A 24,482-nucleotide genomic window follows, 5' to 3' on the forward strand; every position below is an offset into this window, starting at 1 on the left:
GTGGGAACGTGCCGCTCATCCTCGATCCGGTCGCGCTCACCGCGAAAACAGTTCCACTGGTCTGGTTGCGGCGGCGCGGAACTAATAGGAAACTTACCTATTGAATGGCTCCCACCCCCGCCCCAAGGAACCCCCATGTCCCTTGACACACGCCTTCGTCCCCCGCCGTCGCTCTCCTCCGCGCACCCGGCCCGCTACGCGCTCGCGGTCGGACGGCTCCTCCTCGGCTGGCTCTTCACCTGGGCCTTCCTCGACAAGCTGTTCGGGCTCGGCAAGCCCACGCAGGACGGCTGGCTGTCCGGCACCTCCCCCTCCAAGGGCTTCCTGAGCCACGCGGATGGACCGTTCAAGGAGATGTTCCACTCCATGGCCGGGCAGGTCTGGGTCGACGCCCTCTTCATGTTCGGGCTCGCGGGCCTCGGCGTCGCGCTCTTCCTCGGCGTCTGCCTGCGCCTCGCCGCCGCCGGTGGAACGATCCTGCTGTTCATGCTCTGGGCCGCGTCCCTGTGGCCGGAGAACAACCCCTTCATGGACGAGCACTGGATTTACGCCGCGCTGCTCATCTCCGTCGCGTTCGCCGACGCCGGCACGACGCTCGGTTTCGGACGGACCTGGGCACGGCTTCCGATCGTCCGCCGCTTCTCCATCCTGCGCTGACGAAAAGGGCGTAGGAACGTCCCAAAACCGGCTCGCCCCGCGTTTCGGCCGGGCGAGCCGGTCATTTTCGGAATGGTTGAGATCAGTCGAGATCCGTGGAGCGGCTGAGTTTCTCCCAGCGCGCCAGATCGGCGCGGAGCAGTTCGTGATGGGCGGCGATGTGGTCGACCGCGTCGTTCCCCAGCGCCAGCCGCAGCGGAGGGTCGGGGCTGTCCAGGACCTTGATGACGGCCTGGGCCGCCTTGCGCGGGTCGCCGGGCTGGGCGCCGTCCATGCCGTCGACCGCCGCGCGGGTCGGGCCGGTCGAGGCGGCGTACTCCTCGATGACCCGCGACCGGTGCATCCGCCCGCCGCCGAACTCGGTGCGGAAGGCCCCGGGCTCCACGATCAGCACCCGGACGCCGAACGGCGCGACCTCGTCCGCGAGCGCCTCCGACAGCCCTTCGAGCGCGAACTTCGCCGCGCAGTACGCGCCGAAGCCCGGCATGCTCAGCTGCCCGCCCATCGAGCTCATCTGCACGATCGCCCCGCCGCGTCGGGCGCGCATGTGCGGCAGGACGGCCTTGGTCACCGCGACGGCGCCGAAGAACATGACGTCCATCAGCGCCCGCAGGTCGGCCATGTCCAGCTCCTCGACGGCGCCGACGCTGCCGTGGCCCGCGTTGTTGACCACGACGTCCACCCGTCCGAACTCGGCGATCGTCCGCTCGACGGCGGCGGTCACCTGGTCTTCCCGCGTGACGTCCAGCGGCGCGGTCCGCACGCGCGCGCCGCCCGCCGCGACGAGGTCGGCGAGGCCGTCCGGCCGCCGGGCGGTCGCCATCACCCGGTCCCCCGCCGCGAGCGCCGCCAGCGCCAGCTCCCGCCCGAACCCCGCCGAGCAACCGGTGATCAACCACACCCGGCCTGTCTCCGTCATCGTCGTTCGCACCCCTGATCCCGGTTCGTTCCGTGTCGTCCCCACCCTGGCGCGGGCGGCCCCGGGACGGCCAACACACGCTCCCTCCGGCGGTTACAGTCGGGTCCTGTGAGCATGGAGCTGCGTCAACTGCGGTACTTCGTCGCCGTCGCGGAGCACCTCGGCTTCGGCCGGGCCGCGAAGCACCTCCACCTCGCCCAGCAGTCGCTGTCCCAGCAGATCGGCGCGCTCGAACGCGACCTCGGCGTGCGGCTGTTCGACCGCGACACGCGCGGCACCCGCCTCACGGACGCGGGCCGCGTGTTCCTGCCGGAGGCCCGCGCCGTCCTCGCCCGCGCCGACGCCGCGGCCTCCGTCGCGCGGCGCGCCGGGCGCGGCGAGATCGGGCGCCTCGACCTGGCGTTCCTCACGTCCACCGCGAACTACATGCTGCCGCCCGTCGTCAAGGCGCTGCGGGAGCGATTCCCCGACCTCGAACTCACCACGCACAACGTGCCGATCGACGAGCTGGTCGCCGGGCTGCGGGACGGCCGGTTCGACGCGGGGTTCACCCGTCCGCCGCTCGTCCCCGACCTCGCCACGCGCGTGCTCACCACGGAACCGGTCTGCGCCGTCCTGCCCGCCGGGCACCCCCTCGCCGGACGCGCCGAACTCCGCCTCGCCGACCTGGCCGACGAGGACTGGGTCCTCTCGCGGCGCGGGTCGTGGCCGCCCTGGCACGACAAGTACGACCGGGACTTCGCCGCCGCCGGGTTCACGCCCCGCGTCGTCCAGCGGGCGGACGGGGCGGCGAACCTGCTCGGGCTCGTCGCCGCGGGCGTGGGCGTGACGCGGCTCGCCCGCTCCGCGAACAGCATCCGGCGCGGCGGCGTGGTGTTCGTCCCGCTGGCCGGGGACCGGGCGGACACCGTCGTCGCCTGGTTGCCCGACCGCGACGGACCGGTGCGCCGCAACCTGCTCGACGTCGCCGCCGACCTCGCCGCGACCGCCGACCTCACCCGCTGGGGCTGACGCCGCCGGGCCTCTGTAACCCTCGTGCCTATCTACCGGTGGACGGCCAGAACGCCGAACACGGGAGTATCGCGATGCGCGTGATCGAAGGCACGACGGCGCCCCTGGAACACCTGCCGCGAGGCAGCCGGACGCGGTTGACGGCGGCGGCCCTGCTGGCAGCGCTGCTGGCCGCGTTCCTCGGGTTCGGCGCGGCGACCGCCTTCTCGGGCGGCCACGCCACCGGGCACCACATCGTCATTCTCGCCGGGGACGGCACCGCCATGGGCGTCGGCAAGACCTGACACCGGCGGCGCCGTCGGAAGTCCCCGGTCGATCAGCGGGTGCGGCGGGTGAGCACCAGGGGGCCGTCCTCGGTGACGGCCACCGTGTGCTCGGAGTGCGCTGTGCGCGACCCGTCGGCCGACCGGATCGTCCAGCCATCGGGGTCGTAGACGATCCGGTCGGTCGTACGGGCGAACCAGGGTTCGAGCGCCAGGGTCAGGCCGGGGCGGAGCTTCAGGCCGCGCCCCGCCTTGCCCTTGTTCGACACGTGCGGCGCCTCGTGCATGGTGCGGCCGAGCCCGTGCCCGCCGAACTCGTCGTTGACCGGATAGCCGTAGTCGCTGGCGACCGCCCAGATCGCCGCCGAGATGTCGCCCACCCGGTTGCCGGGCCGCGCCGTCTCGATCGCCGCCTCCAGCGCCTCCTCGGTGGCGCGGATGAGCCGCAGATCCTCCTCGGCGGCTGTCCCGACGACGACCGTGCACGCCGAGTCGGCCACCCAGCCGTCGATGCCGACCGCGATGTCCGCGCTGAGGACGTCCCCGTCCCGAAGGACGTAGTCGTGGGGCAGCCCGTGCAGGACGGCGTCGTTCACCGACAGGCAGATGACGTTGCGGAACGGGCCGTTGCCGAAGGACGGCGCGTAGTCCCAGTAGCACGACTCGGCGCCGCGCCGCTTGAGCATGGCGCGGGCGTGGTGCTCCAGGTCGAGGAGGTTGACGCCGACCGCGGCGAGCCCGGAGACCTCGGTGAGCACCTCCGCCACGAAACGCCCGGCCACGTGCATGCGCTCGATCTCCGCGGGCGTCTTCAGTTCGATCACGAGTACCTACCGTACATGTGGTGCCGGTATTTCTATACCGGCACTCTAGTGCTTGACGGTATAGAAATACCAGTCCTACCCTGGGCGCATGGTCCGGCAACCGCTCACGCCCGAACAGATCGAGGCCGGCAGGCGACTCGGCGCCCTGCTACGCGACGCGCGGGCCGGACGCGACCTCGCGGAGGTCGCGCGGGCGGCCGGGATCTCGCCGGAGACGCTGCGCAAGATCGAGACCGGTCGGCTGCCGTCCCCGGGGTTCGGCACGATCGTCCGCCTCGGCGAGGCGCTCGGCCTGCCGGTGCAGGAGCTCGCGGCCGCCTGGCGCGGCAGCGGCCTGCCCCTGGAAGCGGCCTCCTGACCGCCGACGCCGCGGCGCTGCGGGCACGGCTGCGGCACGTGCGCTGGATCGGCGGCGGCAGCGGCGCGGGCAAATCGACCGTCGCGCGGCGCATCGCGTCCCGGCACTCGTTGCGCGTGTATTCGACCGACGACGCGATGCCGGACCACGCCGCCCGCAGCACGCCGGACGACGCTCCTCACCTGAACGCCTTCAAGGCCATGAGCATGGACGAACGGTGGGTGAACCGTTCTCCCGAAACGATGCTCGACACCTTTCATTGGTTCCGGGGCGAGGGCTTCGGCCTGATCATCGAAGACCTGCTGCGCCTTCCGGCGGACACCGGTGTGGTCGTTGAGGGATTCCGGCTGCTGCCCCGTCTCGTCGAACCGCTGCTCGCCGATCCCGGTCACGCGGTCTGGCTCCTCCCGACGCCGGAATTCCGCCTGGCCGCGTTCGACGGACGCGGCTGGGACATGCCGAGCAAGACCGGCGATCCCGGACGGGCCCGGCGCAACCTCCTCGAACGCGACCGGATGTTCACCGATCTCCTGTCCGCGGAGGCGAAGCGGCTCGGACTTGCCGTCATCGAGATCGACACCGCGATGGACGAAGACGAGTCGGCCGAGCGGGTGACGCGGGCGCTCGGGCTCTGAGCCCGGGGTGACATCGTCCTCACCATCCGCCGACGCGGCACCTCGCGGCGGCCCGCTGGGCAAGGCTGGGAACGGCCGGCGCGTCCCCCTCGCGTCGGCCGTCCGGCAGCGGGAGGTCCCTCGTGGAATACGTCGAGATCGAGCACAAATACCTGGTCGACGACCCCGCGCCGCTGCGGGCCGTCCTCGCCCGACGCGGCGGCGAACCGGGGCCCGCCGTCCGGCAGGTCGACACCTATTACAACGCCCCGCACCGCGACCTCCTCGAACGGCCCGTCGTCACCGAATGGCTGCGCATCCGCCGGACGGACGGCGGCGCGTCCCTCAACTTCAAGAAATGGCACCTGGACGACGACGGCCTGGCCACCCACTGCGACGAGTACGAGAGCGACGTCACCGACGCCGAAGCGGTCCGCCGCACGCTGCGGGCCTTGGACTTCACCCAGATGGTCAACGTCGACAAAGTACGCGAGGAATGGACGCTCCCCGGCGGCCGAATCGTGGTCGCCTTCGACACCCTCGCCGACCTCGGCAGTTTCGTCGAGTTTGAGTTCAAGGGCGACGCCGAGACCGTCCCCGCCGCCATCGCGGAGCTGACCGAGTTCGTCGGCGAACTCGGCGTCCCGCTCGGCGAGCGGATTCACCGGGGCTACCCGCACATGCTGCTCGGCCGCGACCACTGAAACCGCCTCACCGCTGCGATGCCGGGGCGGCTGAGCTTCAGCCTCGCGGGGGCTCTCCGCTCCAGGCGGCGCGGAGCAGGCGCGTCACTCCGTCGCGAGTCACGGGCGCGGGATTCACGAAGTCGGCACTGACGACCTGTTCGCAGATGGCGTCGATGTCGCCTTCATTCATGCCGAGCGACCGGAGCGATCGCGGCGTGTCCAGAGAACCCGCAAGATCCCAAAGGCGGCGGGCGGGGTCGTCCGCGTCCAGCGCTCGCGCCAGAGCCTCAACCGCCCCAGCCGCGGACGCCGCGTTGTAGGCGAGCGCGTGGGGCAGCACCACGGTGTGGGTCTCGGCGTGCGGGAGGTCGAGCGTCCCGCCGAGGGCGTGGCACAGCTTGTGGTGCAGGCCCATGGTCGTCACGCCGAGGACCGCGCCGCACATCCACGCCGCGTACAGCGCCGCCGCGCGGGCGTCGCGGTCGCCGCCGTCGGCGCGCACGGCGGGGAGCGCCCCGGTCATCGCGCGCACGCCCTCCCCCGCCATCAGCGACACGATCGGCGACCGGTCGGGCGCGTACAGCGCCTCGACCGCGTGCGCGACCGCGTTGAACCCGCTGGTCACGGACACGGCGGCGGGCAGGGCGAGGGTGAGGTCCGGGTCGTAGAGGACGGCGGCGGGCAGCACCCGCATGTCCTTCCCGGTCCGCTTGCGCCCGTTCTCGGTGAGGCCCCAGGTGGGAGTCATCTCCGAGCCCGAGTACGTCGTCGGGACGGCGACCACCGGCAGCCCGTGTTCGAGCGCGATGGCCTTCCCGAGCCCGACGGCCGACCCGCCGCCGACCGCCACGCAGCCGTCCGCGCCCAACTCGGCGGCGCGGTCGCGGGCGCGCCGGGCCACCTCCACCGGCACGTGCATGCGCGCCTCGGCCAGCACTCCCGCCGACCGCTCGCCCAGCGCGTCCGAAACCGACTCCCCCAGCTCCCGCCGCCGGGGCGAGCACAGCACGAGCACGCGCCGCAGCCCCAACCGGGCGACCTCCTCGGGCAGGGCCCCGACGACACCGGACCCGAACCGCACCCGCATCGGCAGCGCGTCGTAGGAGAAGGAGGTCTGGAGCATGGTCACCCTTCCTGATCGGGCCCGAAGCCCTTCACCCGGCCCACAGTACGGGCCTCATAATTCATCCTGTGGAGTCGGACGAGGAGAAGGAATGGCACGCCGAGGCCGACCGCGCCTTCGACGCCCTTCTGGCACAGGCCGGGACCCGACCGCCGGGCTCAAAGCCGCACGTCGCGGACGAGGTGAAAAGCGAGGCGGCCGACTGGCTCGTGGGACTCGCGCTGAGGTGCGACGACCGGGAGTACGTCGAGCGATGGTGCCTGCGAATCGGCAATGGCCTCCCGCCCGGACATCCTCTGCTCGGGCTCTCGGCGTTGTGCGTCGGGCACCTGTCGCGGCGCTTCGGCGTCGTCAGCGACGAAGCGCGCACCCTCGTCGAAGAACTGGCGGCGCGCTGCCAGCGCGACCCTTCGGACGTCGACGGGAACGCGATCAGCGGGGTTGAGGACGTCCGATGCTATGCACCAGTAGCTGGTCGACGAGTTGGTGAAGCACCGTGACCGCATCGGCGCGGCGATCGAGGAACTGGCGGCGACCCAGGCCAATCTGGACACCATCATCGCCGGCCGGAGGCACTGACGCCGTGAACCGTGAGGACGTCCCATGAGCAAGGTGAAGCGGCTGCCGCGGAACGTGTACGAGCCGGAGCTGGCGCGGCTCCAGGCGGAGCTGGTGAAGTTGCAGGAGTGGGTGCGCAAGGAGGGCGCGCGCGTCGTCGTGGTCTTCGAGGGACGCGACGCCGCCGGAAAAGGCAGCACGATCAAGCGGGTCACCGAGTACCTCAATCCGCGCGTCGCCCGGATCGCGGCGCTGCCCGTGCCCTCTGACCGCGAGCGCACGCAGTGGTATTTCCAGCGGTATGTGGAGCACCTTCCGGCGGCCGGGGAGATCGTCCTTTTCGACCGTTCCTGGTACAACCGGGCGGGCGTCGAGCGCGTCATGGGTTTCTGCACCCAGCAGGAGTACACGCGCTTCCTCCACCAGTGCCCGATCTTCGAGCGGCTGCTGGTCGAGGACGGCATCCTGCTGCGCAAGTACTGGTTCTCGGTGAGCGACGAGGAGCAGGAGCGCCGTTTCCGCAGCCGTCTCGACGACCCCATGCGGCGGTGGAAGCTGTCGCCGATGGATCTGGAGTCCATCACCCGCTGGGAGGACTATTCGCGCGCCAAGGACGAGATGTTCGTCCACACCGACATTCCCGAGGCGCCCTGGTACGTCGTTGAGAGCGAGGACAAAAGGCGGGCTCGGATCAACATGATCGCCCATCTGCTGTCGACCATTCCCTACCACGCGGTGAAGCCCCAGCCGTTGGAGCTGCCCGACCGTCCGCCCGCGAAGGGCTACGAGCGGCCGCCGCGCGACATGCAGACCTACGTCCCCGACCATTCCGCGGCCCTGGAATGACCCGCCGGGGGCGGGACGGGAGCCGCCGCCGCTCGTACGATTAGCCCGTGTCGTCCCTTCTGCGTTCCGTGCGCGAGGAGCCCCGTCCCCCCGGCCCGCCGCCGCGCGGGTGGCGGGACTGGGCGCTGGTCGCGGTGCTCGCCCCGGCCGCCGTCCTGGAGGGCGCGCTGCGCCCGGACCTCCCCTGGCGGACGGCGTCGGTCGTCCTTACCGTCGCGCTGCTGCCCACCCTCCTCTGGCGGCGGACGAACCCGCTGCTCATGGTCGCGATCGCGTTCGGCGCGTGCGGCCTCGCGGGACTGCTGACGACAGGCGAGGCGCCGGCCCTGAACGCGATGGCGTTCGTGCTGTTCCTCGCCTACGCGCTGGTCCGCTGGGGGTCCGGACGCGAGGCCGTCGCGGGCGCGGCGATCGCCTACGCCAAGGTCGTCCTGTCGGTCGCGTTCGACGGCATGGGCGGCGCGGACGCCTTCGGCGCGTTCGCGATCCTGTCCGCGGCGATGGCGGCGGGCGGGGCGCTGCGCTACCGGGCGCGGGCGCGGCAGCGCGAACTGGAGCAGGCGAAACTGCTCGAACGCGAACGCCTGGCCCGCGACCTGCACGACACCGTCGCCCACCACGTGTCGGCGATCGCGATCCGCGCGCAGGCGGGCCTCGCGACCGCCGCCGCCGACCCGGACGCCGCGACCGACGCGCTCCGCGTGATCGAGACCGAGGCGTCGCGGACGCTCACCGAGATGCGGGCGATCGTCCGCGTCCTGCGCGCGGACGGCCCGCCGGAGGCGGCCGGGCAGCGCGTCGGGGACGTCGCGGCGCTGGCGAGCGCGGCCGAGTCGGGCCCGGCCGTGGAGGTGCGGATGTCCGGCGACCTCGGCGAGGTGCCGCCGCCGGTCGCGGCCGTGGTGTACCGGCTCGCGCAGGAGTCGGTGACGAACGCGCGGCGGCACGCCCGCCGCGCCACCCGGATCGAGGTCAGCGTCGCGGCCGACGACACGGCGGTCCGGCTGCGGGTCCGCGACGACGGCGAGCCCGCCGGGCCCCGTCCGGCGGACGCGGCGGGCTACGGGCTCGCCGGGATGCGCGAGCGCGCGGGCCTGCTCGGCGGCACCTGCGAGGCGGGCCCGGACCCCGACCGCGGGTGGACGGTCACGGCCGTCCTGCCGCGCGCCGGGTGGGCGCGGTGACCATCCGGGTCGTCCTCGCCGACGACCAGGAGATCGTCCGCACCGGGCTGCGGATGCTGCTCAACGCGCAGCCGGACATCGAGGTCGCCGCCGAGGCGGCCGACGGGCGGCGGGCCGTCGAACTGGCGCGGCGGCTGCGGCCCGACGTGTGCCTGTTCGACATCCGCATGCCCGTCCTGGACGGCATCGAGGCGACCCGCGCGCTCGCCGGGCCGTCCGTTCCGGACCCGCTCGCCGTCGTCGTCATCACGACCTTCGACCTGGACGACTACGTGTACGCCGCCCTCAAGGCGGGCGCGCGGGGCTTCCTGCTGAAGGACGCGGGGTCGGCGCTGCTGTCCCAGGCCGTGCACGCGGCGGCGGGCGGCGACGCGCTGATCGCGCCGAGCGTCACCGCGCGGCTGCTGGACGCCTTCGCCGCGACCGGCCCGCCCGCCGGTCCGCCCGCCCAGCCCGTCGACGCGCTGACGGACCGCGAGGAGGAGATCCTCCTCGCCGTCGCCCGGGGGCACACGAACAACGAGATCGCCCGCGAGCTGCACATCACCCTGAGCACCGTGAAGACCCACATCACCAGCCTGATGGGGAAGCTCGGCGCCCGGAACCGCGTCGAGATCGCGATCTGGGCGTACGAGACGAGCCGGGTGCGGAACCGCCCGGGCTCCTGAGCGCCCGCCGAAAGTACGGCGCTCCGCTCAGACCAATGGACGGCCCGCCCGTGGACGTTCTCCCGATGAGCCGCGCCGCCTCCCCCGCCAGGATCGAGGCAAGGGCAGACCGGAGCGCCGCCGGGTCGCGGCGCGGGCGGGAGGGCAGGCGCGTGATGAAGGCGATCGTCCAGGACGGGTTCGGCGCACCGGAGACGCTGCGGGCCATGGAGATCGAGACACCCGAAGTGGGGCCGGACGACGTGCTCGTCCGGGTGCACGCCGCCGGGGTGAACCCCTACGACTGGCACATCCTGCGCGGCAGCCCCTACGTCGCGCGGCTGATGCCGGGCGGTCTCGGCCTGACCAGGCCGAAGGAGCGGATCGCCGGACTGGACGCGGCCGGACGGGTCGAGCGGGTCGGCGCGAACGTGCGCGGGTTGCGGCCGGGCGACGAGGTGTTCGGCTTCTGCCCCGGCGCGTTCGCCGAGTACGCGCGCACCAAGGCCGACCAGCTCGCGCCCAAGCCGGCGGGCCTGTCGTTCGAGGAGGCGGCGGCGCTGCCCCTCGCGGCGACGACCGCGCTGCGGGCCGTCCAGGACGTGGCGGAGGCGCGCGCCGGGCAGCGGCTGCTCGTCAACGGCGCCGCCGGGGGGATCGGCACCTGCGCCGTGCAGATCGCCGCGGCCGCGGACGTCGAGGTGACCGGCGTGTGCAGCACCGGAAACGTCGAGTTGGTGCGTTCGATCGGCGCGGCGGACGTCGTCGACTACACCGAGGACGACTTCACGCGCGGGCGCCCGCCCTACGACGCCATCCTCGACAACGTGGGCAACCGGTCGCGCCGCCACCTGCGCCGCGCCCTCACGCCGGACGGCACGCTCGCCATCAACGCGGGCGGCGCGCCCGACGAGGTGATCGGGGCGATCGGGCCCATGGTCGGCGCCGCGCTACTGGACCGGTTCGTCCGGCAGCGGCTGCGCGTCGTCCCGACCCTGCTGCGCCGCGACGACCTGCTGGCCGTCGCCGCGCTCGTCGAGTCCGGACGGCTCGTCCCGGTGCTCGACCGCGGCCATCCGCTGTCCGACGCCGCCGAGGCCGTGGGCTACGTCGAGCGGGGGCACGCGCGCGGCAAGGTCGTCCTCACCGTGCCGTGAGCGGCGGCCGACCGTCCGGACGGCGGCGAACGCGAGGAGCGCCGCGCTCGTCAGGATCATGAGCGCGATCACGACCCATTCGTTGGAGCCGCCCGGGCCGTAGACGCGGCTGGCCCGCCCGACGTCCACGGCCTCGGTCCGCGCGCCCTCGCTCAGCGAGTCGGGGCCGCCCTGGAGGGAGACGTCCGCCCGGTGAATTCTGCCGTCGTCGGACGTGAATTCCCCGTTCCATGTGCAGCTCTGGTGCCCCGGATGCCGGACGCATTCCAAATGACGCGCCGTGAACACGCCGGGAGCTCCGTCGGCGCGGGCCGCACGAGCAGCCGGAGCGATATTCGGTATGGCCAGATAGAGCAGATAGAGCGCCACCAGAATCAGGACGGCGGTCAATCCGTGAGAACGGCGCTTGCGGGCCATCTCCGGACCTTGTCAGCGGGAATCGGCGGCGCAGGTGCAGCGCATCCGGTCGCGCTCGGCGTCGTTCGGCCGCCGGTGCAGGACCATCGCCACCACCATCGGCGCGAAGACGATCGCGTTGTAGAACAGGTGGAGCTCGACGCGCGGGGCGATGAGCTGGATGATGCTCGTCGGCACGGGACGGCCCGCGATGTTGTGCCCGGTGCTCGCCTGCAGGAGGAGCAGCAGGTGCTCGAAGTGGTGCCAGATCTGGATCACCAGTGCCACGTTCCACCAGGTCCGAGACCTGCCGACGAACCCGGGCCGCAGCAGGACGAGCCCGATCAGCATCACGAGCGCGTACCCGTAGTGCATCCACTCGGACTTGACGAGCCACGGGAACGGGAGCCCTAAGACGCCGCGCGACTCCTTCACCGACCAGCCCAGCCCCCAGATCTGGATGGCCTGCGCGATGTGCTCGGCCCAGTGCGCCACGACGACGAAGAGGAACAGGCCGAGCCCGGCCCGGTGGTAACGCTGGTTGAGGGGTCGCAGCCCGATGTCGAATCGCCTGGGGAGTGCAGCGTCCGTCGCCATTACGAAGATCTCCGTCCCGCTTCGGCTCTGCCCGCGTTTTCCTTCCCATCCAACGTGTGCGGCGGGCTGCGCACCACTCACAGATTGCTCTGCACCGTCCCCGATAGCCAGATCGGCGGGAGCAATTGATGTTGGCGGAATCCGGCCACAAAAGAGAACGGCCATTCGCGCGTGCCGCGCGGCCGGTTCGGCTGGAATGGCGTGAGTGATGAACGCGTACGGCCGCGGCCTCCGCCTGACGGCCCTGCTCGCCGCCCTGCCCGCCGCCGTGTCCGCCGCCGCGTCCTGCTCGGCGTCCGGCGACCGGCCCCCGCAGAGCCCGGACCAGCACCAGCGCGGGATCGCGCTGCCGGCCTGGAGCACCGACGACTACGGCGGGCCGCGGGCGGGCGCGTACGTCGCGGCCGTCGCCGCCACCGGCGCGACCTGGATCCAGCTCACCCCGACCTGGTACCAGCGGTCGCCGCGCGACTCCGCGATGCGCCCGACCGACCAGACGGCGAGCGACGCGAGCCTGCGGCACGTCATCGGCCTGTCCCGCCGGGCCGGGCTGCGCGTCCTGCTGAAACCGCACGTGGACCTGCCCGGCGACCAGGACCGCGCCGAGATCAGGCCGCGCGACGCCCGCTCCTGGTTCGCCGCCTACACGCGGCTGATCGTCCACTACGCCGACCTGGCCCGCGAGACCGGCGTCGAGGAGCTGTCCGTCGGGACGGAGCTCGCCGGGCTGTCGAACGACCGCGCGCCGTGGCTCGACGTCGTCCGGCAGGTCAGGTCGAGGTTCCACGGGACGCTCGTCTACGCCGCCAACTACGACGAGTTCGAGCACGTGGCGTTCTGGGACGTCCTCGACCTGATCGGGATCGACGCCTACTGGCCGCTCGCGAGCCGCCCGACCGCCGACCCGGCCGCGCTGCGCCGCGCGTGGCGGCCGATCCTGCGGCGGGTCGGCCGGTTCGCGGCGCTGCACCGGCGGAAGGTGCTGTTCACCGAGGCCGGGTACGTGAGCCAGCGCGGCAGCACCACCGCGCCGTTCGCCTGGGACATCGCCGACGTGGACGGCTCGGCCGAGCAGGCCGCCGCCTACGAGGCCCTCCTCGCGAGCTGCGCCGGGCTGCCGTGGTGGGCGGGCGTCCACTGGTGGATGTGGGACGACTGGCCGGGTGCGGCCGAGACCCCGCGGCGGCTGTCGTACTCCCCGCACGGCAAGCCCGCCGAGCGGGTCCTCCGACGCTGGTGGCGTCCACGCTGACGTTCCCGCGCGCCGGAGGACCCGCGACCGCTACGGGATCAGCGTCGCCGGGTCGACGAACGTGTAGCCGAGGCCCCGGATGCCGTCAACGATCTCGGTGAGCGGGCCGGTCCCGTTGTAGGGGTGGTAGAAGGTGCTCGCGAAGCCGTCCCGCACGGCGAGGTTGTACTGCGCCGCCCGGACGATGTCGGCGGGCAGGCGCGGCGGGAGGTTGTTGTAGGGATCGGGCTCGTAGTTCCCGAGGTTCTCCGGCAGGACGGTCGCGCCGCCGATGTCGCGGACGGGGTAGGGGAAGAACTGGCCGATGTAGCGGTGCCCGTCGACGGGCCCGCCGGAGAGCTGGCCCGAGAAGTACAGGCTGCGCTCCAGCCGCGCGGCGTAGCTCTGCTTGATCGCGCCGTAGTCGGTGGCGGACGCGGCGTAGTGCGGGGTGGTCCAGATGTTCGGGGTGGGCAGTCCGACGGGCGCGTAGGACAGCTTCCCGGTGATGATCCGCCCGGACGCCCAGGGCCCCGAGTCCTCGGCCACGGGGCCGTCGAGGACGACGTTGTTGCTCCCGTCGATGTGGGCGCGGAAGAACTCGAAGTCGTCACCGGTCGCGCCCGTGTAGGGGTTCTGGGCGCTGCGGTACTGGTGGGTGTACCCGTGCGCCACGATCCGTCCGCCGTGCGAGGCCATGTACCTCAGCGCGTTCACGACCTGGGGACGCTGCGCCAGCGTGACCGTCTCCGGGACGCCGTTGTTGTAGGCGCCGTTCGGGTCGGTGTAGACGGGGATCACCTGGAACGCGTACCGGATGTTCTGCGAGTTCAGGTACTGCGCGACGGCCATCAGCTCGGCCGGGTCGCTGTCGGGGTTGATGTCCTCCAGCCGCAGGACGGCACGGTGCCGGGTGGCCGTGGCGGGGGCGAGGGCGTCGAACAGGAGGTCGTGCCAGGCGATGATCCGGTCGGTCTCCTTCGTGTAGGCGTAGGGGATCTCGCCGAGGTAGGTCAGGTTGGACGACCTGACCGCCCACGGGAAGGTGGTCTCCGGCGTGGTGCTCGTGTCGCGGGCGAGGGCGAGCGTGGTCACGGCCGACGGGTCGGTGATGTAGGGGCGCAGGATGCCGCCGTCCGCCGCCTGCGGGACGGTCCGGGTCAGCGGCTGGGTCTTGTAGTCGACCCGCGCCACGTTCCCCACCCCGAAGAACGACTGCGTCGGGTCCCAGCCGTACTTGGCGGTGAACGCGGGGACGCCGACCTTGCCCGCCAGCGTCCAGATGTTGTCGTTCATCCACACCACGGGCTTGGCCGTGGCGACGACGTCGGCGTAGAACGCGTCCGGGATCGCGTCGGGGATCGAGCCGCCGTAGTAGGTCGAGCCGATGTAGACCGTGGCCGTGTGCTGCTCGACCTCGCCGGCCGTGTACTGCGAGACGGGCTTCGCCGTCACCGTGCCGAAGTGCCCGGCGAGGTTCGCGGTGGCCATCCCGTACAGCTCGCCGAGGAACCCGTACGGCCCGGCCGAGTCGTACAGGACGAGCGCCGAGGTGCTCCCGGCGGCCGTCCGCGGCGCCACCGCGGTACCGGTCGCGACCTTGACCCCCTTGAGCGGACGGGTCGCCGGGTGCTCCTTCCTCCTGCGCTGGTCGGCCGTCGCCTGGGTCTTCGCCCAGTCCTTGAGCTTGAGCGCGGACGCCGGGCGTCCGAGCGCGAGGTCGTCGCCGTGCCGGTGCCCGTGGCCCGGCCCGGCCCGTCCGGGCGCCGCGGCGGCGGTCGCCGCCGGGGCGGCGAGCGCCGTCACCGCCGCCAGCATGATCGCCAGCACGGCCGCCGGCGGTCTCCCCGCTTTTCGGCTGCGCCAATTCATGGTCATCGAACCGCCTCCGCGTCCTTTAACGAAGCGTGAAAAGTGCGGTACCCCGCGTCGAATGTCGTATCACGTCTTGATTAATTGATCTAGCCGTGGCACGATCCGGCCGATCCACAGCATTTCCCGCTTCTCGACTTTGACAGGACTTTACTTCGCGGTACCGTTCTTGCGGAACAGTTGGCCCGTCCCGGTCTGGGACGGGAACGGGGGGGTCCCGCATCGGTCGTAGACGACTACGAAGAATGCGGTGCGACCAGTCCCGTCAGACTGCGAATACCGGGGGGTCGCCGACGTTGTACATGAAATCTTCTCTAGGTTCGCTGCTCGTCTTCGCAGGCATCGTCGCGCCTCCCGGCCGGACGCCCGTCATGCATGTGGCGCGCGCCCTGCTGCAGATAACCGGAATGGGATTCGGCATTTACTGTGTGGCCGCTTTCGGTCTTTTCCTGGCCGGCGCGCGGATGCGCGCCGGCGCCGGGACGCGGCGCGGACGACCGCAGGAGTCGCCATGATTGACCAGGTCACGGTCGCCGGCAGCCTGGCGATCATCGTGTTGGCGGTCGCCTACAACGGCGGGATGTTCGTCCTGTCCCGGCGCCGGACACCTCTCCTCGACGAGCCCGGCAAGGAACGTACCTATGTTTTCATGCTGGCATGCCTGAACGAGGAAAAGGTGATAGGTGAGAGTCTGTCACGTCTCCTCGACCTTCCGCTGGACGACTTTCTCGTACTCGTCGTCGACGACGCCTCAGATGATGAGACAGCCCGTATCGCGGCCGCGGCCGGCGCGTCCGATCCCGGCCGAATCCATATACTCAGCCGCACGTTCCCGGACGCCCGCAAGGGAAAAGGAGCGGCGCTCAACGCCGGGCTCGACTGGCTCGCCGAATCGGAGCTGCTGGCCGGAAAGGATCCGCGCGACGTCGTCATTTGCGTGGTCGACGCGGACGGCCGCCTCGACCGGCACGCGGCCGCCCAGGTCGATCCCTTCTTCAATGATCCGGAAGTCGGCGCCGTGCAGGTGGGCGTGCGGATGTACAACCGGCACGGCCGCCTTCTCGCCCGCTTGCAGGACATGGAATTCGTCGTCTACGGCGAGATCTTCCAGGGCGCCCGCCGGCACATCGGCAGCGTCGGAATGGGCGGCAACGGCCAGTTCATGCGGCTGGCCGCGCTGCGCTCGCTGACCGGACGGCCCTGGAGCGACTGCCTCACCGAGGACCTCGACCTCGGCGTCCGCCTGATCGCCTCCGGCTGGACGAACGCCTACTGCGGCACGGCGGCCGTCCACCAGCAGGCGGTCCTCAACCTCCGGCTGCTGCTGCGGCAGCGGTCCCGCTGGTTCCAGGGGCACATCCAGGCGTCGCGGCTGGCGCCGCTGATCCTGCGGGAGATCCCGCCGCGCCCGGCGGCCGACCTGCTCTACCACCTGTCGAGCCCGGCGCTGCTGCTGCTCACCTCGCTGCTGCCGGTCTCGTTCGCCCTCATGCTCGGCGACACCGCCGTCGCCTCGGTCCAGGCCGGCCACAGCCTCATGTCGGTGTGGTGGCTGCCCTGGTTCTACGTCATGACGTTCGGCCTCGCCGCCGCCTACGCGTTCGTGTACCGCAGGCGCGAGCCGGTGAGCCGGCTGCACTCGCTGTTCCTCGGCCACCTCTACGTGATCTACGGCTACATCTGGTTCGTCTCCGGGTGGTGGGCCGTCGGCCGCCTCCTCACGGGCCGGCACACCTGGCTCAAGACCGCTCGCACCTAGAACCGCACGTACCTAGAACCGCACGCACCCGGCCGTGACCCGGCCTCACCTTCCCCCGCGCGACGGGCGGCGCCACCGCGTCCGGCCCGCGCGCCCCACGAGTCTGCCCACCAGTTTGCGAGGAGCGGAAACATGGCTGTCCTCCCCCGGCACGACCCCGTCCGGAACCAGTCGTGGGACGGCGTGCCCGAGCCCCCGGTGCGCGCCATGGTCGTGCTCGGCACCCGGCCCGAGGCGATCAAGCTCGCGCCCGTCGTCCGCGCCATGGACGCCTCGCCGTCCTGCGAGCCGTACGTGGTGAGCAGCGGCCAGCACCGCGAGATGCTCGCGCCGATGCTGACGGCGCTCGGCCTCAAGGCGCACACCGACCTCGCCGTGATGCGGGACCGGCAGCGGCTGGCCGGGCTCACCGGGCGGCTCGTCACCGCCCTCGACGAGACGATCCGCGAGGAGCGCCCGGACGTGGTCGTCGTGCAGGGCGACACGACCACCGCGATGTGCGGCGCGCTCGCCGCGTCCTACGAGCGGATCCCCGTCGCCCACGTCGAGGCGGGGCTGCGCACCGGCGACCTCTACGACCCGTTCCCCGAGGAGTTGAACCGGCGGCTGATCGGCCGCCTCGCGCGCTGGAACTTCGCGCCGACCGAGCGCGCCGCCGCGCACCTGCGCGCCGAGGGCGTCCCGGAGGGGCAGGTCCTCACGACCGGCAACACGGTCATCGACAACCTGCAGTGGATGCTCGACCGGGGCGAGGGCGAGGCCGCGTTCCGCACCGGCGGGAAGCGGATCCTCGTGACGCTGCACCGCCGCGAGAACCAGGGCGGCGGGATGCGCGGGATCGCCGGGGCCGTCCGGCGGCTCGCCGACCGGGGCGACTGCGAGGTGCTGCTGCCGCTGCACAAGAGCCCGGCGGTGCGCGAGTCCCTCCTGCCCGGCCTGTCCGGGCATCCCGGCATCACGATCTGCGAGCCGCTCGGCTACCCCGACTTCACCGCGACGCTGGCGGCGTGCGACCTCGTCCTCACCGACTCGGGCGGCGTCCAGGAGGAGGCGCCCAGCCTCGGCAAGCCGGTGCTGGTGCTGCGCGCCACCACCGAGCGGCCGGAGGCGGTCGACGCGGGCGTCGCCCGGCTCGTCGGAACCGACCCCGGAGCGGTGTTCGCGGCGGCGTCCCGGCTGCTGGACGACGAATCCGAGCGCGACCGGATGGCCCGCGCCGTCAACCCGTTCGGGGACGGCCGGGCCGCCGACCGGATCGTCGAGGCGATGGTCCGTGACTGCCTCCGGCCACCCGCGGCGCGGGACGGGGCGTCGGGCTGAGCCGTGCCGCATCATGGCAGCCATGTCACCCTCGGCCGAGCGCTCCGTGCCCCGGTGGTCGCCGCTGGTCGCGCTGGCCGTCCTCGTCACCGCCGCGTCCCTGGCGACCGTCCCCGACTGCGGCGGCGGTGACCGGTTCGTGCGGTGGCGGGACGGCACCGACCACGGCCCGTGGCGGTCGGTGTTCGACGGCCACGGCGTGAACGGGGCGCGCGGCGACGTCGTCTCGCTGCGTCCGATGGGGGCGGCCGACCCGGCGGAGACGCACGCCGGGCTGGTCGTCTCGCGGGCCCGCTACGGAGAAATGGAGTTCAAGCTGCGCGCGCGCACGGTCGCCCAGTTACGGGAGCGGAAGCCCAATCCGTGGGAGGCCGCCTGGGTCGTGTGGGGCTATTCCGACGCGAGCCACTTCTACTACTTCATCCTGAAACCGACCGGCTGGGAGCTGGGCAAGCGCGATCCCGCCTATCCGGGCGGCCAGCGCTTCCTGTCGACCGGGCGGCGCGCCTTCACGCTCGACCGCTGGTACCGGGTCGCCGTCGCCCAACGCGGCGCGGGCATGACCGTGCGGGTGGACGACCGGGACGTGACCGCCTTCACCGACGCGGAGCGCCCGTACACCGGGGGCTCCGTCGGCCTTTACACCGAGGACGCGGAAGTCGAGTTCCGCGACATCTCCGTGCTCGCCCGCCACTGAAGCCGCCCAGGCGACGGCGGCGGCGTTCGACGCTTCACCGCCGTCGTTCACATTTCAACCTGGGGAATCTGCATATGATTCCGGACGGCCGACTTCGGTCAACAGGGAAACTATTCCTCATTTAGGCAAGGCTAGCCTTAATTAGTATTGCCTAAGTAGCCGAATGGCTACATGAATGCCGCCGAAGTCACGGCGGCAATCTGTTCACGGCCCTGACCACCGATCGCCTTGGACGGCGTTGGACGGCCGGACTTCCGGTCCTTCCCTAACGCCCGGCGCCGCGTCGCGGCTGGCACCGCCGGGCGAGCGGGATCGCCGCAGGATGGGCCTCGAATTCGCCGATCAGCGGAATTCAACTCGAAAATTCCGAGCTGGCAGCCGCCGGAGGGCACTGCCAGCATGTGCGTCATGGAAGGTGACAGGGAAATCATCGCGCTGCTCAACGAGCAGCTCACCGCTGAACTCACGGCCGTCCACCAGTTCTTCCTGCACGCCAAGATGCAGCAGGACTGGGGCTACGTCAGGCTCGCGAAGCACACCCGCTCGGAATCCCTCGACGAACTGAAGCACGCCGAGCGGCTCACCGAACGGATCCTGTTTCTGGAAGGAGCTCCCAACTACCAGACAATCCACACGCTGCGGATCGGGCCGGACGTCCCCGAACAACTCAGGGCCGACCTCGCCCTTGAACTGGAGACGGTGGCGCGCCTGCGCCCCGGCATCGAACTGATGCGCTCGCGCGGCGACGTGACCTCCGCCCGGATCTTCGAGGAGATCCTCGCGGAGGAGGAAGAGCACGTCGACTATCTGGAGACCGAACTCGGCCTTCTCGATTCCCTCGGCGCGCACAACTACCTGCAACGGCTCACCGACGCACCCGGAGAGGACTTCACCGAGCCCGTCTAATGGCATCGGAATAGTGGACCAAGCTCCATTTCGGCGGCGGAATGCGCGCCGGAGCTGACCTCCACCCGGCCCCGCGCGAGCCCGCTCCTCCCCGACCGGTGCGGGCCGCGCGGACCGACACCCCACCCCCGCGGCCGGGCGGCGGACGGGCGACCGCCCCGTCCGCCGTCCGGCCGCCCGTGATCGGCCGAGTCCGGCGGCGGATCCATCGAGAAAGGAGCGCGACCATGACCGACACCGACACCGCGGGCACCGCTTTCGCGGCGCCCGCCGACCGGCTGGTCCTGGAGATGTGGCGGACGCCCGTCTACCAGGCCGACTGCGCGGGCGCCGCCGAGCACCTCCCGGCCCTGCGCACACTCGTCCTCGACGCGGCGCGGGCGCCGGGCCGGGCCGGCCTGGCACCGGGCGTGATCGAGTCGACCCGGACGATGCTGACCTGGGACGACCCCGCGATCGACTGGCTGCGGCGGCAGATCGGCATCGCCGGGGAGGCGCTCGCCCGCGCCGTGCTCGGCGACGCCGCGGGCGAGGTCGGCGAGCACGACGCCGAGGCATGGGCGGTGGTCCACCGGTCCGGCGCCGCGCCGCGTCCGGACGCGCGCCGCGACTCGGCCTGGTCGGGCGTGCTGTCCGTGGACGGCGACGACGGCGACGCCGGGCTGCGGCTGCTCGACCCGCGTCCGGCGGCCGTCGAGCGGCCCGCCTCGCCGGGCGTCGTCCGCCACTCCCCCGTCCCCGGCCGGATGATCGCCTTCCCGAGCTGGCAGGCGCCCCGGATGGAGGCGGCCGCCACCGGTTCGCGGACGCGGATCGCCGTCGCCTGGAACATCTCCTATCTCCGGGGCCGGGCGTCATGACGCTCACCGTTCCCGCGCCCGTCCCGTCCTCCGGCCGCGGCCGGCGCAGTTGCGGCGACGCCGGGACCGCCGTCCGGCAGCACTGGGGGACGCCCGTCGCGTTCGCCACGCTCGACCCCGCCGGGCTGCTGTCACCGTCCGCGTCAGCGATCGCGGCCGACGGGCCACCGGTCGAGTCCGTCCCGCCCGGCGAGGTCGTCACCGACCCGGACGCGCTGGCCGCGCAGTTCCACGCCTCGTTCGACGCGCTCGCCGCCGCCCACGGGCCCGGTTTCGGACCGCCGGTCGGCGGCGTGCACGTCGCCGTGCGGGTCTGGCGGCACGGCCACGCGGCATCCGCCGCCGCGCATCCCGCCGACCTGGTCGGCTGGTGGGTGCTGGACGCGAGCCCCGCCCCCGCGCACGCCGAGTCCGGCGCGCTCGCCTTCGCCGACCCCCGGCGCGGCGCCGAGGCGGCCGCGCTGCCGGGCCGCCCGTGGGGCCGCCACCTGCTGGTCCGGCCGGTGCCCGGCGCGCACGTCGCCGTCCCCGGCTGGCTCGCCGCCTCGGTCGTGCCCGTGGCGCGCGGCCAGCACGTGCTGGTGGCCGTCGCCTCGACCGTCCGGTGATCACCGGGAGGTCGCCCGCGTAGGGTGGGCGCCATGCCGGACACGCCCTCGCGACCCGAGCCCTTCGTCCAGCGGACCGACCCCGCGGCGCTCGACGACCTGCGCGCCCGCCTGCGCGCGACGCGCTGGCCGGACGCGCCCGACAACGCCGGGTGGTCGCTCGGCACCGACGTCGGGTACCTCCGCGAACTCGTCGCCCACTGGGCGGACGGCTTCGACTGGACGGCGCAGGAGGAGGCGCTCGCCCGGCTCCCCCGGTACCGCGTCCGGGTCGGAGGGCTCGGGATCCACTTCGTGCACGCCCGGGCGGCGTCGCCGTCCGGGCCCGTGCTTCCGCTGATCCTCGGGCACGGCTGGCCGGACTCGTTCTGGCGGTACACGAAGGTCGTCTCGCTGCTCACCGATCCCGGGGCGCACGGCGCCGACCCCGCCGACGCTTTCGACGTGGTCGTCCCCGACATGCCCGGGTTCGGGTACTCCGACCGCCCGGCCGGGCCGCCGCTCGACTCCATCGCGGTGGCCGGGCTGTGGGCGGAGCTGATGGACGTCCTCGGGTACCGCCGGTTCGGCGCCTCGGGCGGGGACGTCGGCAGCCACGTGAGCCGCTACCTCGCGCTCGACCACCCCGACCGGGTGGTGGCCGTCCACCGCACGGACGGCGGGCTGCCGGTGTTCGGCGGCGACCCGGCGGAGCTCACGCCCGAGGAGCGCGACTGGTTCGCGGACGTGGCGGCCTGGGGCGCGGCGGAGGGCGCCTACGCCGCGATCCACCGCACCAAGCCGCAGACCGCCGCGTTCGGGCTCACCGACTCGCCCGCCGGGCTGGCCGCGTGGATCGTCGAGAAGCTCCGGTCGTGGGGCGACTGCGACGGGGACGTCGAGAACGGCTTCACCAAGGACGAGATCCTCACGAACGTGATGATCTACTGGCTCACCGGGACGATCGGCTCGTCCATGCGCATGTACCAGGCCAACTCCGCGATCCCGGTGGAGCAGCACGCCCGGCGCGTCGAGGTCCCGTCCGGATTCTCGCTGTTCGCGGGCGACGTCCTGCGCCCGCCGCGGGCCTGGCTGGAACGCACGACCAATCTGGTGCGCGTCACCGAACCGGCCCACGGCGGGCATTTCGCGCCGTTCGAGGAACCTGAGCTCTACGCCGCGGAACTCCGCGAATTCTTCCGCCCTTACCGGAAGGAACTGGCGTAGCGCGTATCCGGGTTCACTTCGGGCCGCGGGCTACCGGCCGCCGAGTACGGAGATGAGGCGGGACGTGTCCTCCGTTCCCATTCGCACGAACAGCGGAAGTGTGCCCAGGTCGGCCTTGTACGCCTTGATGTCGCCGCCGCCGACCTCCTTGTGGCGTGCCACGTCGTACCAGCGTCCGGGCGGTAGGTGGACGCTGCGCGACGTCCCCTTGGACAGCACCGGAGCGGCCAGCAGCGAATCGCCGAGCAGCCATTCGTCGGCGATCGAATAGGCGGCGCGGTCGCCGGGGAAGGCGAAGAACAGCGGCTTCATGATGGGCTCGCCGGACGCCACCGCCCGCTTCACCTGATCCTGGATGTACGGGTTGAGGGTCTTGTGCAGGCGCATCGCCGCCGTGTAGTGCCGCGCGACCTCCGGCGGATAGGCGATCCATTTCTTGTTGACCTGGTCGTAGACCCGGATGGGCGAGGTCGACGAGTAGACCAGCGGCATGATCGCGGCGGCCTGCGCCCAGCGGACCAGGACGTCCTTCGACGGCGGCGCCTGCCCCATCGAACCGCCGATCATGTCGGTCTCGACGAACGGGTATCCGACGGTCGAGACGGCGAGGTTCTGCTTGACCGCCGCCTGCAGCGAGGAGAAGTCGGTGCCCTTGTCGAGCATGCGGGTGACGAAGCCGTATTTCTGCGCGCCGGTCCAGTGCACGCGGACGCCGACGCTCTGCTGGTCGAATCCGTCGGCGAGCTCGGCGCCGAGTCTGCGGTAGTCGGCGGCGGTCAGGCCCTTGGCCGGGGCGCAGCCCTCGTCGAAGAACCGGGTGTCGAATTTGAAGCCGTCGATGCCATACCTGCGCTGGAGGTCGCGGAGGTTGTTCTCGTACCAGCGGTAGGCGGCCGCGTTCCCGAGGTCGACGAGGCCGGCCTCACCGTTCCACCAGGTGACGACGCACGGTTTCGACGGGTCCGTCTTCGACTTGAGGAGGTAGCCCTTCTGCTTGGCGATCGCGTAGTTGTCGGCGTCCATGTTGATCCATTGCGTGACCCACACGCCGAAGCGGTAGTTCATCGCGTGGATCTCGTCCGACATCGCCTTCGGATTGGGGAACTTGTCGTTGAAGACGAAGTCGCCGTAGTGCTTCATCCAGCCGGAGTCCAGTGACATCGTGTGGCCGGGCAGGCCCTCGGCGTGGAGGGTGCGGGCGTATTCCAGGAAGCTCTTCTGGTCGACGTCGTTGTAGAACTGCGCCCAGGAGTTCCAGAGCGGGCTCTCGAACTGGTCGGGCGGCGCGTCGCTCTTCTCGGGCTTGCCCGCGATGCCGATGTAGTCCTGGTAGACGGCGCGGGGCGTCTGCTCGACGAACACGGTCGTCTTGAGCGAGGACGTGTCGGCGACGGTCAGGTCGGCGACGCCCTTCCGCTCGCGTCCGAGGGAGACGTGCATCAGGTTGCCGGTGTCGACGTAGATCCCGGCCGCCGACTGCGTGAACCAGAACGGCTCGACCATCAGGTAGGACGCCGGGCCGAACGCGGGGTCGTTCACCTGCTCCTTGCCGCGGGCGGCGTCCAGCGGCCACGGCTGGAAGAGGTGCGGGTCGCCCTCGGCGTCGGATCTGGCCTCGCCCTGGCCGTACCAGTGCCCGGCGGACGCGAGGTCGAAGTGCACCCCGACGCGGGTCGCCTTCACGCCCTGAACAGAGGTTTCCAACCCGTACCGGTCGGCGTCCGGCTTGATCTTCACGCGAAGGGTGGCGCGCCGGTCGGTCGTCGCCACGGTCAGGTCGAGGACGCCGTTCGCCAACCCGAACTTGCGGACGGACGTCGGGCTCGTCCGGCCCTTCGGCCCGGTGAAGTCGAACGCTCCACCGCTCGCGGTGGCGAGGACGGTCCGCCCCGCGCGCTTCGTCGTGATGGAGAACGGCGACACCCCGATCACGACCGAGTAGTCGCCGTTCGTGAGGGTGAGATCGTCGCCGCTCCGCCGGAGTTCGGGCCCGGCCGCGGCGGCGGGGACGACGGCGAACAGCGGCGGGACCAGGGTCAGACAGGCAAGAACGCGTAAGAGACGCTTCCGCGACACGGACACCTCGCAGGTGACGGAGCCGGCCCTCCCCGAAACTGGCCTGCTCATTTGTGTGTGCTTAAGACAATTTGCAAGCATAAATGGATACAAACGAGCGATCAACA

At 71.9% G+C, this 24,482-nt stretch carries 25 protein-coding genes; 19 read left to right on the plus strand and 6 right to left on the minus strand.

Annotated features, from left to right (window positions below; all coding sequences use genetic code 11):
• The first annotated feature begins 135 nt into the window (after window positions 1–135).
• A complete protein-coding gene (locus FXF65_RS36135; RefSeq protein ID WP_148354573.1) occupies window positions 136–657 on the plus strand; it encodes a DoxX family membrane protein in 522 nt (173 codons plus the stop codon).
• Window positions 658–739: 82 nt separating this feature from the next.
• Here the strand turns inward: FXF65_RS36135 and FXF65_RS36140 are convergent, their stop codons facing one another.
• Window positions 740–1,576, minus strand: a complete 837-nt coding sequence (locus FXF65_RS36140) for an oxidoreductase (RefSeq protein WP_148354574.1) — start codon at window positions 1,574–1,576, stop codon at window positions 740–742.
• Window positions 1,577–1,690: 114 nt separating this feature from the next.
• Between FXF65_RS36140 and FXF65_RS36145 the strand changes: the two genes are divergently transcribed.
• Window positions 1,691–2,587 carry a LysR family transcriptional regulator gene (locus FXF65_RS36145; protein ID WP_246199349.1) on the plus strand — a complete coding sequence of 299 codons (897 nt, stop codon included), beginning with the start codon at window positions 1,691–1,693 and terminating at the stop codon, window positions 2,585–2,587.
• Between the two features lie 74 nt (window positions 2,588–2,661).
• Window positions 2,662–2,871, plus strand: coding sequence for a hypothetical protein (locus FXF65_RS36150; protein ID WP_148354576.1), 210 nt, complete (start codon window positions 2,662–2,664; stop codon window positions 2,869–2,871).
• Window positions 2,872–2,903: 32 nt separating this feature from the next.
• Here FXF65_RS36150 and map read toward each other — a convergent pair whose 3' ends face one another.
• Window positions 2,904–3,674, minus strand: a complete 771-nt coding sequence (gene map, locus FXF65_RS36155; RefSeq protein ID WP_148354577.1) for a type I methionyl aminopeptidase — start codon at window positions 3,672–3,674, stop codon at window positions 2,904–2,906.
• An 88-nt stretch (window positions 3,675–3,762) separates the two neighbouring features.
• Here map and FXF65_RS36160 point away from each other — a divergent pair, with 88 nt between their 5' ends.
• The 3 genes from FXF65_RS36160 (at window position 3,763) to FXF65_RS36170 (ending at window position 5,350) form a co-directional block, all read left to right on the plus strand.
• The gene (locus FXF65_RS36160; RefSeq protein WP_148354578.1) at window positions 3,763–4,032 is read left to right on the plus strand and encodes a helix-turn-helix transcriptional regulator; all 270 of its coding nucleotides are present in this window, start codon (window positions 3,763–3,765) and stop codon (window positions 4,030–4,032) included.
• Between the two features lie 38 nt (window positions 4,033–4,070).
• Window positions 4,071–4,667, plus strand: coding sequence for a hypothetical protein (locus tag FXF65_RS36165; protein ID WP_222868917.1), 597 nt, complete (start codon window positions 4,071–4,073; stop codon window positions 4,665–4,667).
• Window positions 4,668–4,789: 122 nt separating this feature from the next.
• Entirely contained in the window at window positions 4,790–5,350 is a 561-nt protein-coding gene (locus FXF65_RS36170; protein ID WP_187412695.1) for a class IV adenylate cyclase, read from the plus strand.
• A 37-nt stretch (window positions 5,351–5,387) separates the two neighbouring features.
• Here the strand turns inward: FXF65_RS36170 and FXF65_RS36175 are convergent, their stop codons facing one another.
• Complete coding sequence (locus FXF65_RS36175) at window positions 5,388–6,455, minus strand: maleylacetate reductase (RefSeq protein ID WP_148354580.1); 1,068 nt, start codon at window positions 6,453–6,455, stop codon at window positions 5,388–5,390.
• Between the two features lie 68 nt (window positions 6,456–6,523).
• On the opposite strand from FXF65_RS36175, the gene FXF65_RS36180 reads away from it, so the two are divergent.
• From FXF65_RS36180 to FXF65_RS36200, 5 genes are all read left to right on the plus strand, one after another.
• Window positions 6,524–6,955 (plus strand): hypothetical protein, encoded by a 432-nt coding sequence (locus tag FXF65_RS36180; RefSeq protein ID WP_222868918.1) that lies wholly within the window; start codon window positions 6,524–6,526, stop codon window positions 6,953–6,955.
• 103 nt (window positions 6,956–7,058) lie between these two features.
• The gene (gene ppk2, locus FXF65_RS36185) at window positions 7,059–7,859 is read left to right on the plus strand and encodes a polyphosphate kinase 2 (RefSeq protein WP_148354581.1); all 801 of its coding nucleotides are present in this window, start codon (window positions 7,059–7,061) and stop codon (window positions 7,857–7,859) included.
• Window positions 7,860–7,906: 47 nt separating this feature from the next.
• Window positions 7,907–9,043, plus strand: a complete 1,137-nt coding sequence (locus tag FXF65_RS36190; protein WP_148354582.1) for a sensor histidine kinase — start codon at window positions 7,907–7,909, stop codon at window positions 9,041–9,043.
• Window positions 9,040–9,711 (plus strand): response regulator, encoded by a 672-nt coding sequence (locus FXF65_RS36195; protein ID WP_148354583.1) that lies wholly within the window; start codon window positions 9,040–9,042, stop codon window positions 9,709–9,711. Before FXF65_RS36190 ends, FXF65_RS36195 begins: the two co-directional genes overlap by 4 nt.
• Window positions 9,712–9,776: 65 nt before the next feature.
• Window positions 9,777–10,847: an NAD(P)-dependent alcohol dehydrogenase gene (locus tag FXF65_RS36200; protein ID WP_246199342.1), complete on the plus strand. Its 1,071-nt coding sequence runs from the start codon at window positions 9,777–9,779 to the stop codon at window positions 10,845–10,847.
• A 429-nt stretch (window positions 10,848–11,276) separates the two neighbouring features.
• On the opposite strand, the gene FXF65_RS36205 is transcribed toward FXF65_RS36200, so the two are convergent.
• Window positions 11,277–11,840, minus strand: a complete 564-nt coding sequence (locus FXF65_RS36205; RefSeq protein ID WP_148354584.1) for a hypothetical protein — start codon at window positions 11,838–11,840, stop codon at window positions 11,277–11,279.
• A 208-nt stretch (window positions 11,841–12,048) separates the two neighbouring features.
• Here FXF65_RS36205 and FXF65_RS36210 point away from each other — a divergent pair, with 208 nt between their 5' ends.
• Complete coding sequence (locus FXF65_RS36210) at window positions 12,049–13,092, plus strand: glycoside hydrolase family 113 (protein ID WP_148354585.1); 1,044 nt, start codon at window positions 12,049–12,051, stop codon at window positions 13,090–13,092.
• Between the two features lie 30 nt (window positions 13,093–13,122).
• On the opposite strand, the gene FXF65_RS36215 is transcribed toward FXF65_RS36210, so the two are convergent.
• Entirely contained in the window at window positions 13,123–14,949 is a 1,827-nt protein-coding gene (locus FXF65_RS36215; RefSeq protein WP_148354586.1) for a DUF2334 domain-containing protein, read from the minus strand.
• Between the two features lie 505 nt (window positions 14,950–15,454).
• Here FXF65_RS36215 and FXF65_RS36220 point away from each other — a divergent pair.
• From FXF65_RS36220 to FXF65_RS36250, 7 genes are all read left to right on the plus strand, one after another.
• Window positions 15,455–16,702 carry a glycosyltransferase family 2 protein gene (locus FXF65_RS36220; protein ID WP_148354587.1) on the plus strand — a complete coding sequence of 416 codons (1,248 nt, stop codon included), beginning with the start codon at window positions 15,455–15,457 and terminating at the stop codon, window positions 16,700–16,702.
• 132 nt (window positions 16,703–16,834) lie between these two features.
• Complete coding sequence (gene wecB / locus FXF65_RS36225) at window positions 16,835–18,022, plus strand: non-hydrolyzing UDP-N-acetylglucosamine 2-epimerase (protein ID WP_222868919.1); 1,188 nt, start codon at window positions 16,835–16,837, stop codon at window positions 18,020–18,022.
• Window positions 18,023–18,044: 22 nt separating this feature from the next.
• Window positions 18,045–18,719, plus strand: coding sequence for a 3-keto-alpha-glucoside-1,2-lyase-like domain-containing protein (locus tag FXF65_RS36230; RefSeq protein ID WP_187412696.1), 675 nt, complete (start codon window positions 18,045–18,047; stop codon window positions 18,717–18,719).
• Between the two features lie 408 nt (window positions 18,720–19,127).
• Window positions 19,128–19,625 carry a bacterioferritin gene (gene bfr, locus FXF65_RS36235; RefSeq protein ID WP_148354589.1) on the plus strand — a complete coding sequence of 166 codons (498 nt, stop codon included), beginning with the start codon at window positions 19,128–19,130 and terminating at the stop codon, window positions 19,623–19,625.
• A 227-nt stretch (window positions 19,626–19,852) separates the two neighbouring features.
• Window positions 19,853–20,485 (plus strand): 2OG-Fe(II) oxygenase family protein, encoded by a 633-nt coding sequence (locus FXF65_RS36240; RefSeq protein WP_148354590.1) that lies wholly within the window; start codon window positions 19,853–19,855, stop codon window positions 20,483–20,485.
• A complete protein-coding gene (locus FXF65_RS36245) occupies window positions 20,482–21,093 on the plus strand; it encodes a hypothetical protein (protein ID WP_148354591.1) in 612 nt (203 codons plus the stop codon). Before FXF65_RS36240 ends, FXF65_RS36245 begins: the two co-directional genes overlap by 4 nt.
• 33 nt (window positions 21,094–21,126) lie before the next feature.
• Window positions 21,127–22,299 (plus strand): epoxide hydrolase family protein, encoded by a 1,173-nt coding sequence (locus FXF65_RS36250; protein ID WP_148354592.1) that lies wholly within the window; start codon window positions 21,127–21,129, stop codon window positions 22,297–22,299.
• 30 nt (window positions 22,300–22,329) lie between these two features.
• Here the strand turns inward: FXF65_RS36250 and FXF65_RS36255 are convergent, their stop codons facing one another.
• Entirely contained in the window at window positions 22,330–24,375 is a 2,046-nt protein-coding gene (locus tag FXF65_RS36255) for a glycoside hydrolase family 31 protein (RefSeq protein ID WP_222868920.1), read from the minus strand.
• Window positions 24,376–24,482: the final 107 nt, after the last annotated feature.

It is taken from the genome of Actinomadura syzygii, assembly GCF_008085905.1.
GTDB lineage: Bacteria > Actinomycetota > Actinomycetes > Streptosporangiales > Streptosporangiaceae > Spirillospora > Spirillospora syzygii.

Coding starts and splice junctions, on each gene's coding strand:
- FXF65_RS36210 (WP_148354585.1), top strand. CDS start 12,049: ATGAACGCGTACGGCCGCGGCCTCCGCCTGACGGCCCTGCTCGCCGCC.
- FXF65_RS36160 (WP_148354578.1), top strand. CDS start 3,763: ATGGTCCGGCAACCGCTCACGCCCGAACAGATCGAGGCCGGCAGGCGA.
- FXF65_RS36240 (WP_148354590.1), top strand. CDS start 19,853: ATGACCGACACCGACACCGCGGGCACCGCTTTCGCGGCGCCCGCCGAC.
- FXF65_RS36135 (WP_148354573.1), top strand. CDS start 136: ATGTCCCTTGACACACGCCTTCGTCCCCCGCCGTCGCTCTCCTCCGCG.
- bfr (WP_148354589.1), top strand. CDS start 19,128: ATGGAAGGTGACAGGGAAATCATCGCGCTGCTCAACGAGCAGCTCACC.
- FXF65_RS36145 (WP_246199349.1), top strand. CDS start 1,691: ATGGAGCTGCGTCAACTGCGGTACTTCGTCGCCGTCGCGGAGCACCTC.
- FXF65_RS36150 (WP_148354576.1), top strand. CDS start 2,662: ATGCGCGTGATCGAAGGCACGACGGCGCCCCTGGAACACCTGCCGCGA.
- FXF65_RS36215 (WP_148354586.1), bottom strand. CDS start 14,949: ATGACCATGAATTGGCGCAGCCGAAAAGCGGGGAGACCGCCGGCGGCC.
- FXF65_RS36200 (WP_246199342.1), top strand. CDS start 9,777: ATGAGCCGCGCCGCCTCCCCCGCCAGGATCGAGGCAAGGGCAGACCGG.
- FXF65_RS36230 (WP_187412696.1), top strand. CDS start 18,045: ATGTCACCCTCGGCCGAGCGCTCCGTGCCCCGGTGGTCGCCGCTGGTC.
- FXF65_RS36205 (WP_148354584.1), bottom strand. CDS start 11,840: ATGGCGACGGACGCTGCACTCCCCAGGCGATTCGACATCGGGCTGCGA.
- FXF65_RS36250 (WP_148354592.1), top strand. CDS start 21,127: ATGCCGGACACGCCCTCGCGACCCGAGCCCTTCGTCCAGCGGACCGAC.
- FXF65_RS36140 (WP_148354574.1), bottom strand. CDS start 1,576: ATGACGGAGACAGGCCGGGTGTGGTTGATCACCGGTTGCTCGGCGGGG.
- wecB (WP_222868919.1), top strand. CDS start 16,835: ATGGCTGTCCTCCCCCGGCACGACCCCGTCCGGAACCAGTCGTGGGAC.
- FXF65_RS36245 (WP_148354591.1), top strand. CDS start 20,482: ATGACGCTCACCGTTCCCGCGCCCGTCCCGTCCTCCGGCCGCGGCCGG.
- ppk2 (WP_148354581.1), top strand. CDS start 7,059: ATGAGCAAGGTGAAGCGGCTGCCGCGGAACGTGTACGAGCCGGAGCTG.
- FXF65_RS36220 (WP_148354587.1), top strand. CDS start 15,455: ATGATTGACCAGGTCACGGTCGCCGGCAGCCTGGCGATCATCGTGTTG.
- FXF65_RS36175 (WP_148354580.1), bottom strand. CDS start 6,455: ATGCTCCAGACCTCCTTCTCCTACGACGCGCTGCCGATGCGGGTGCGG.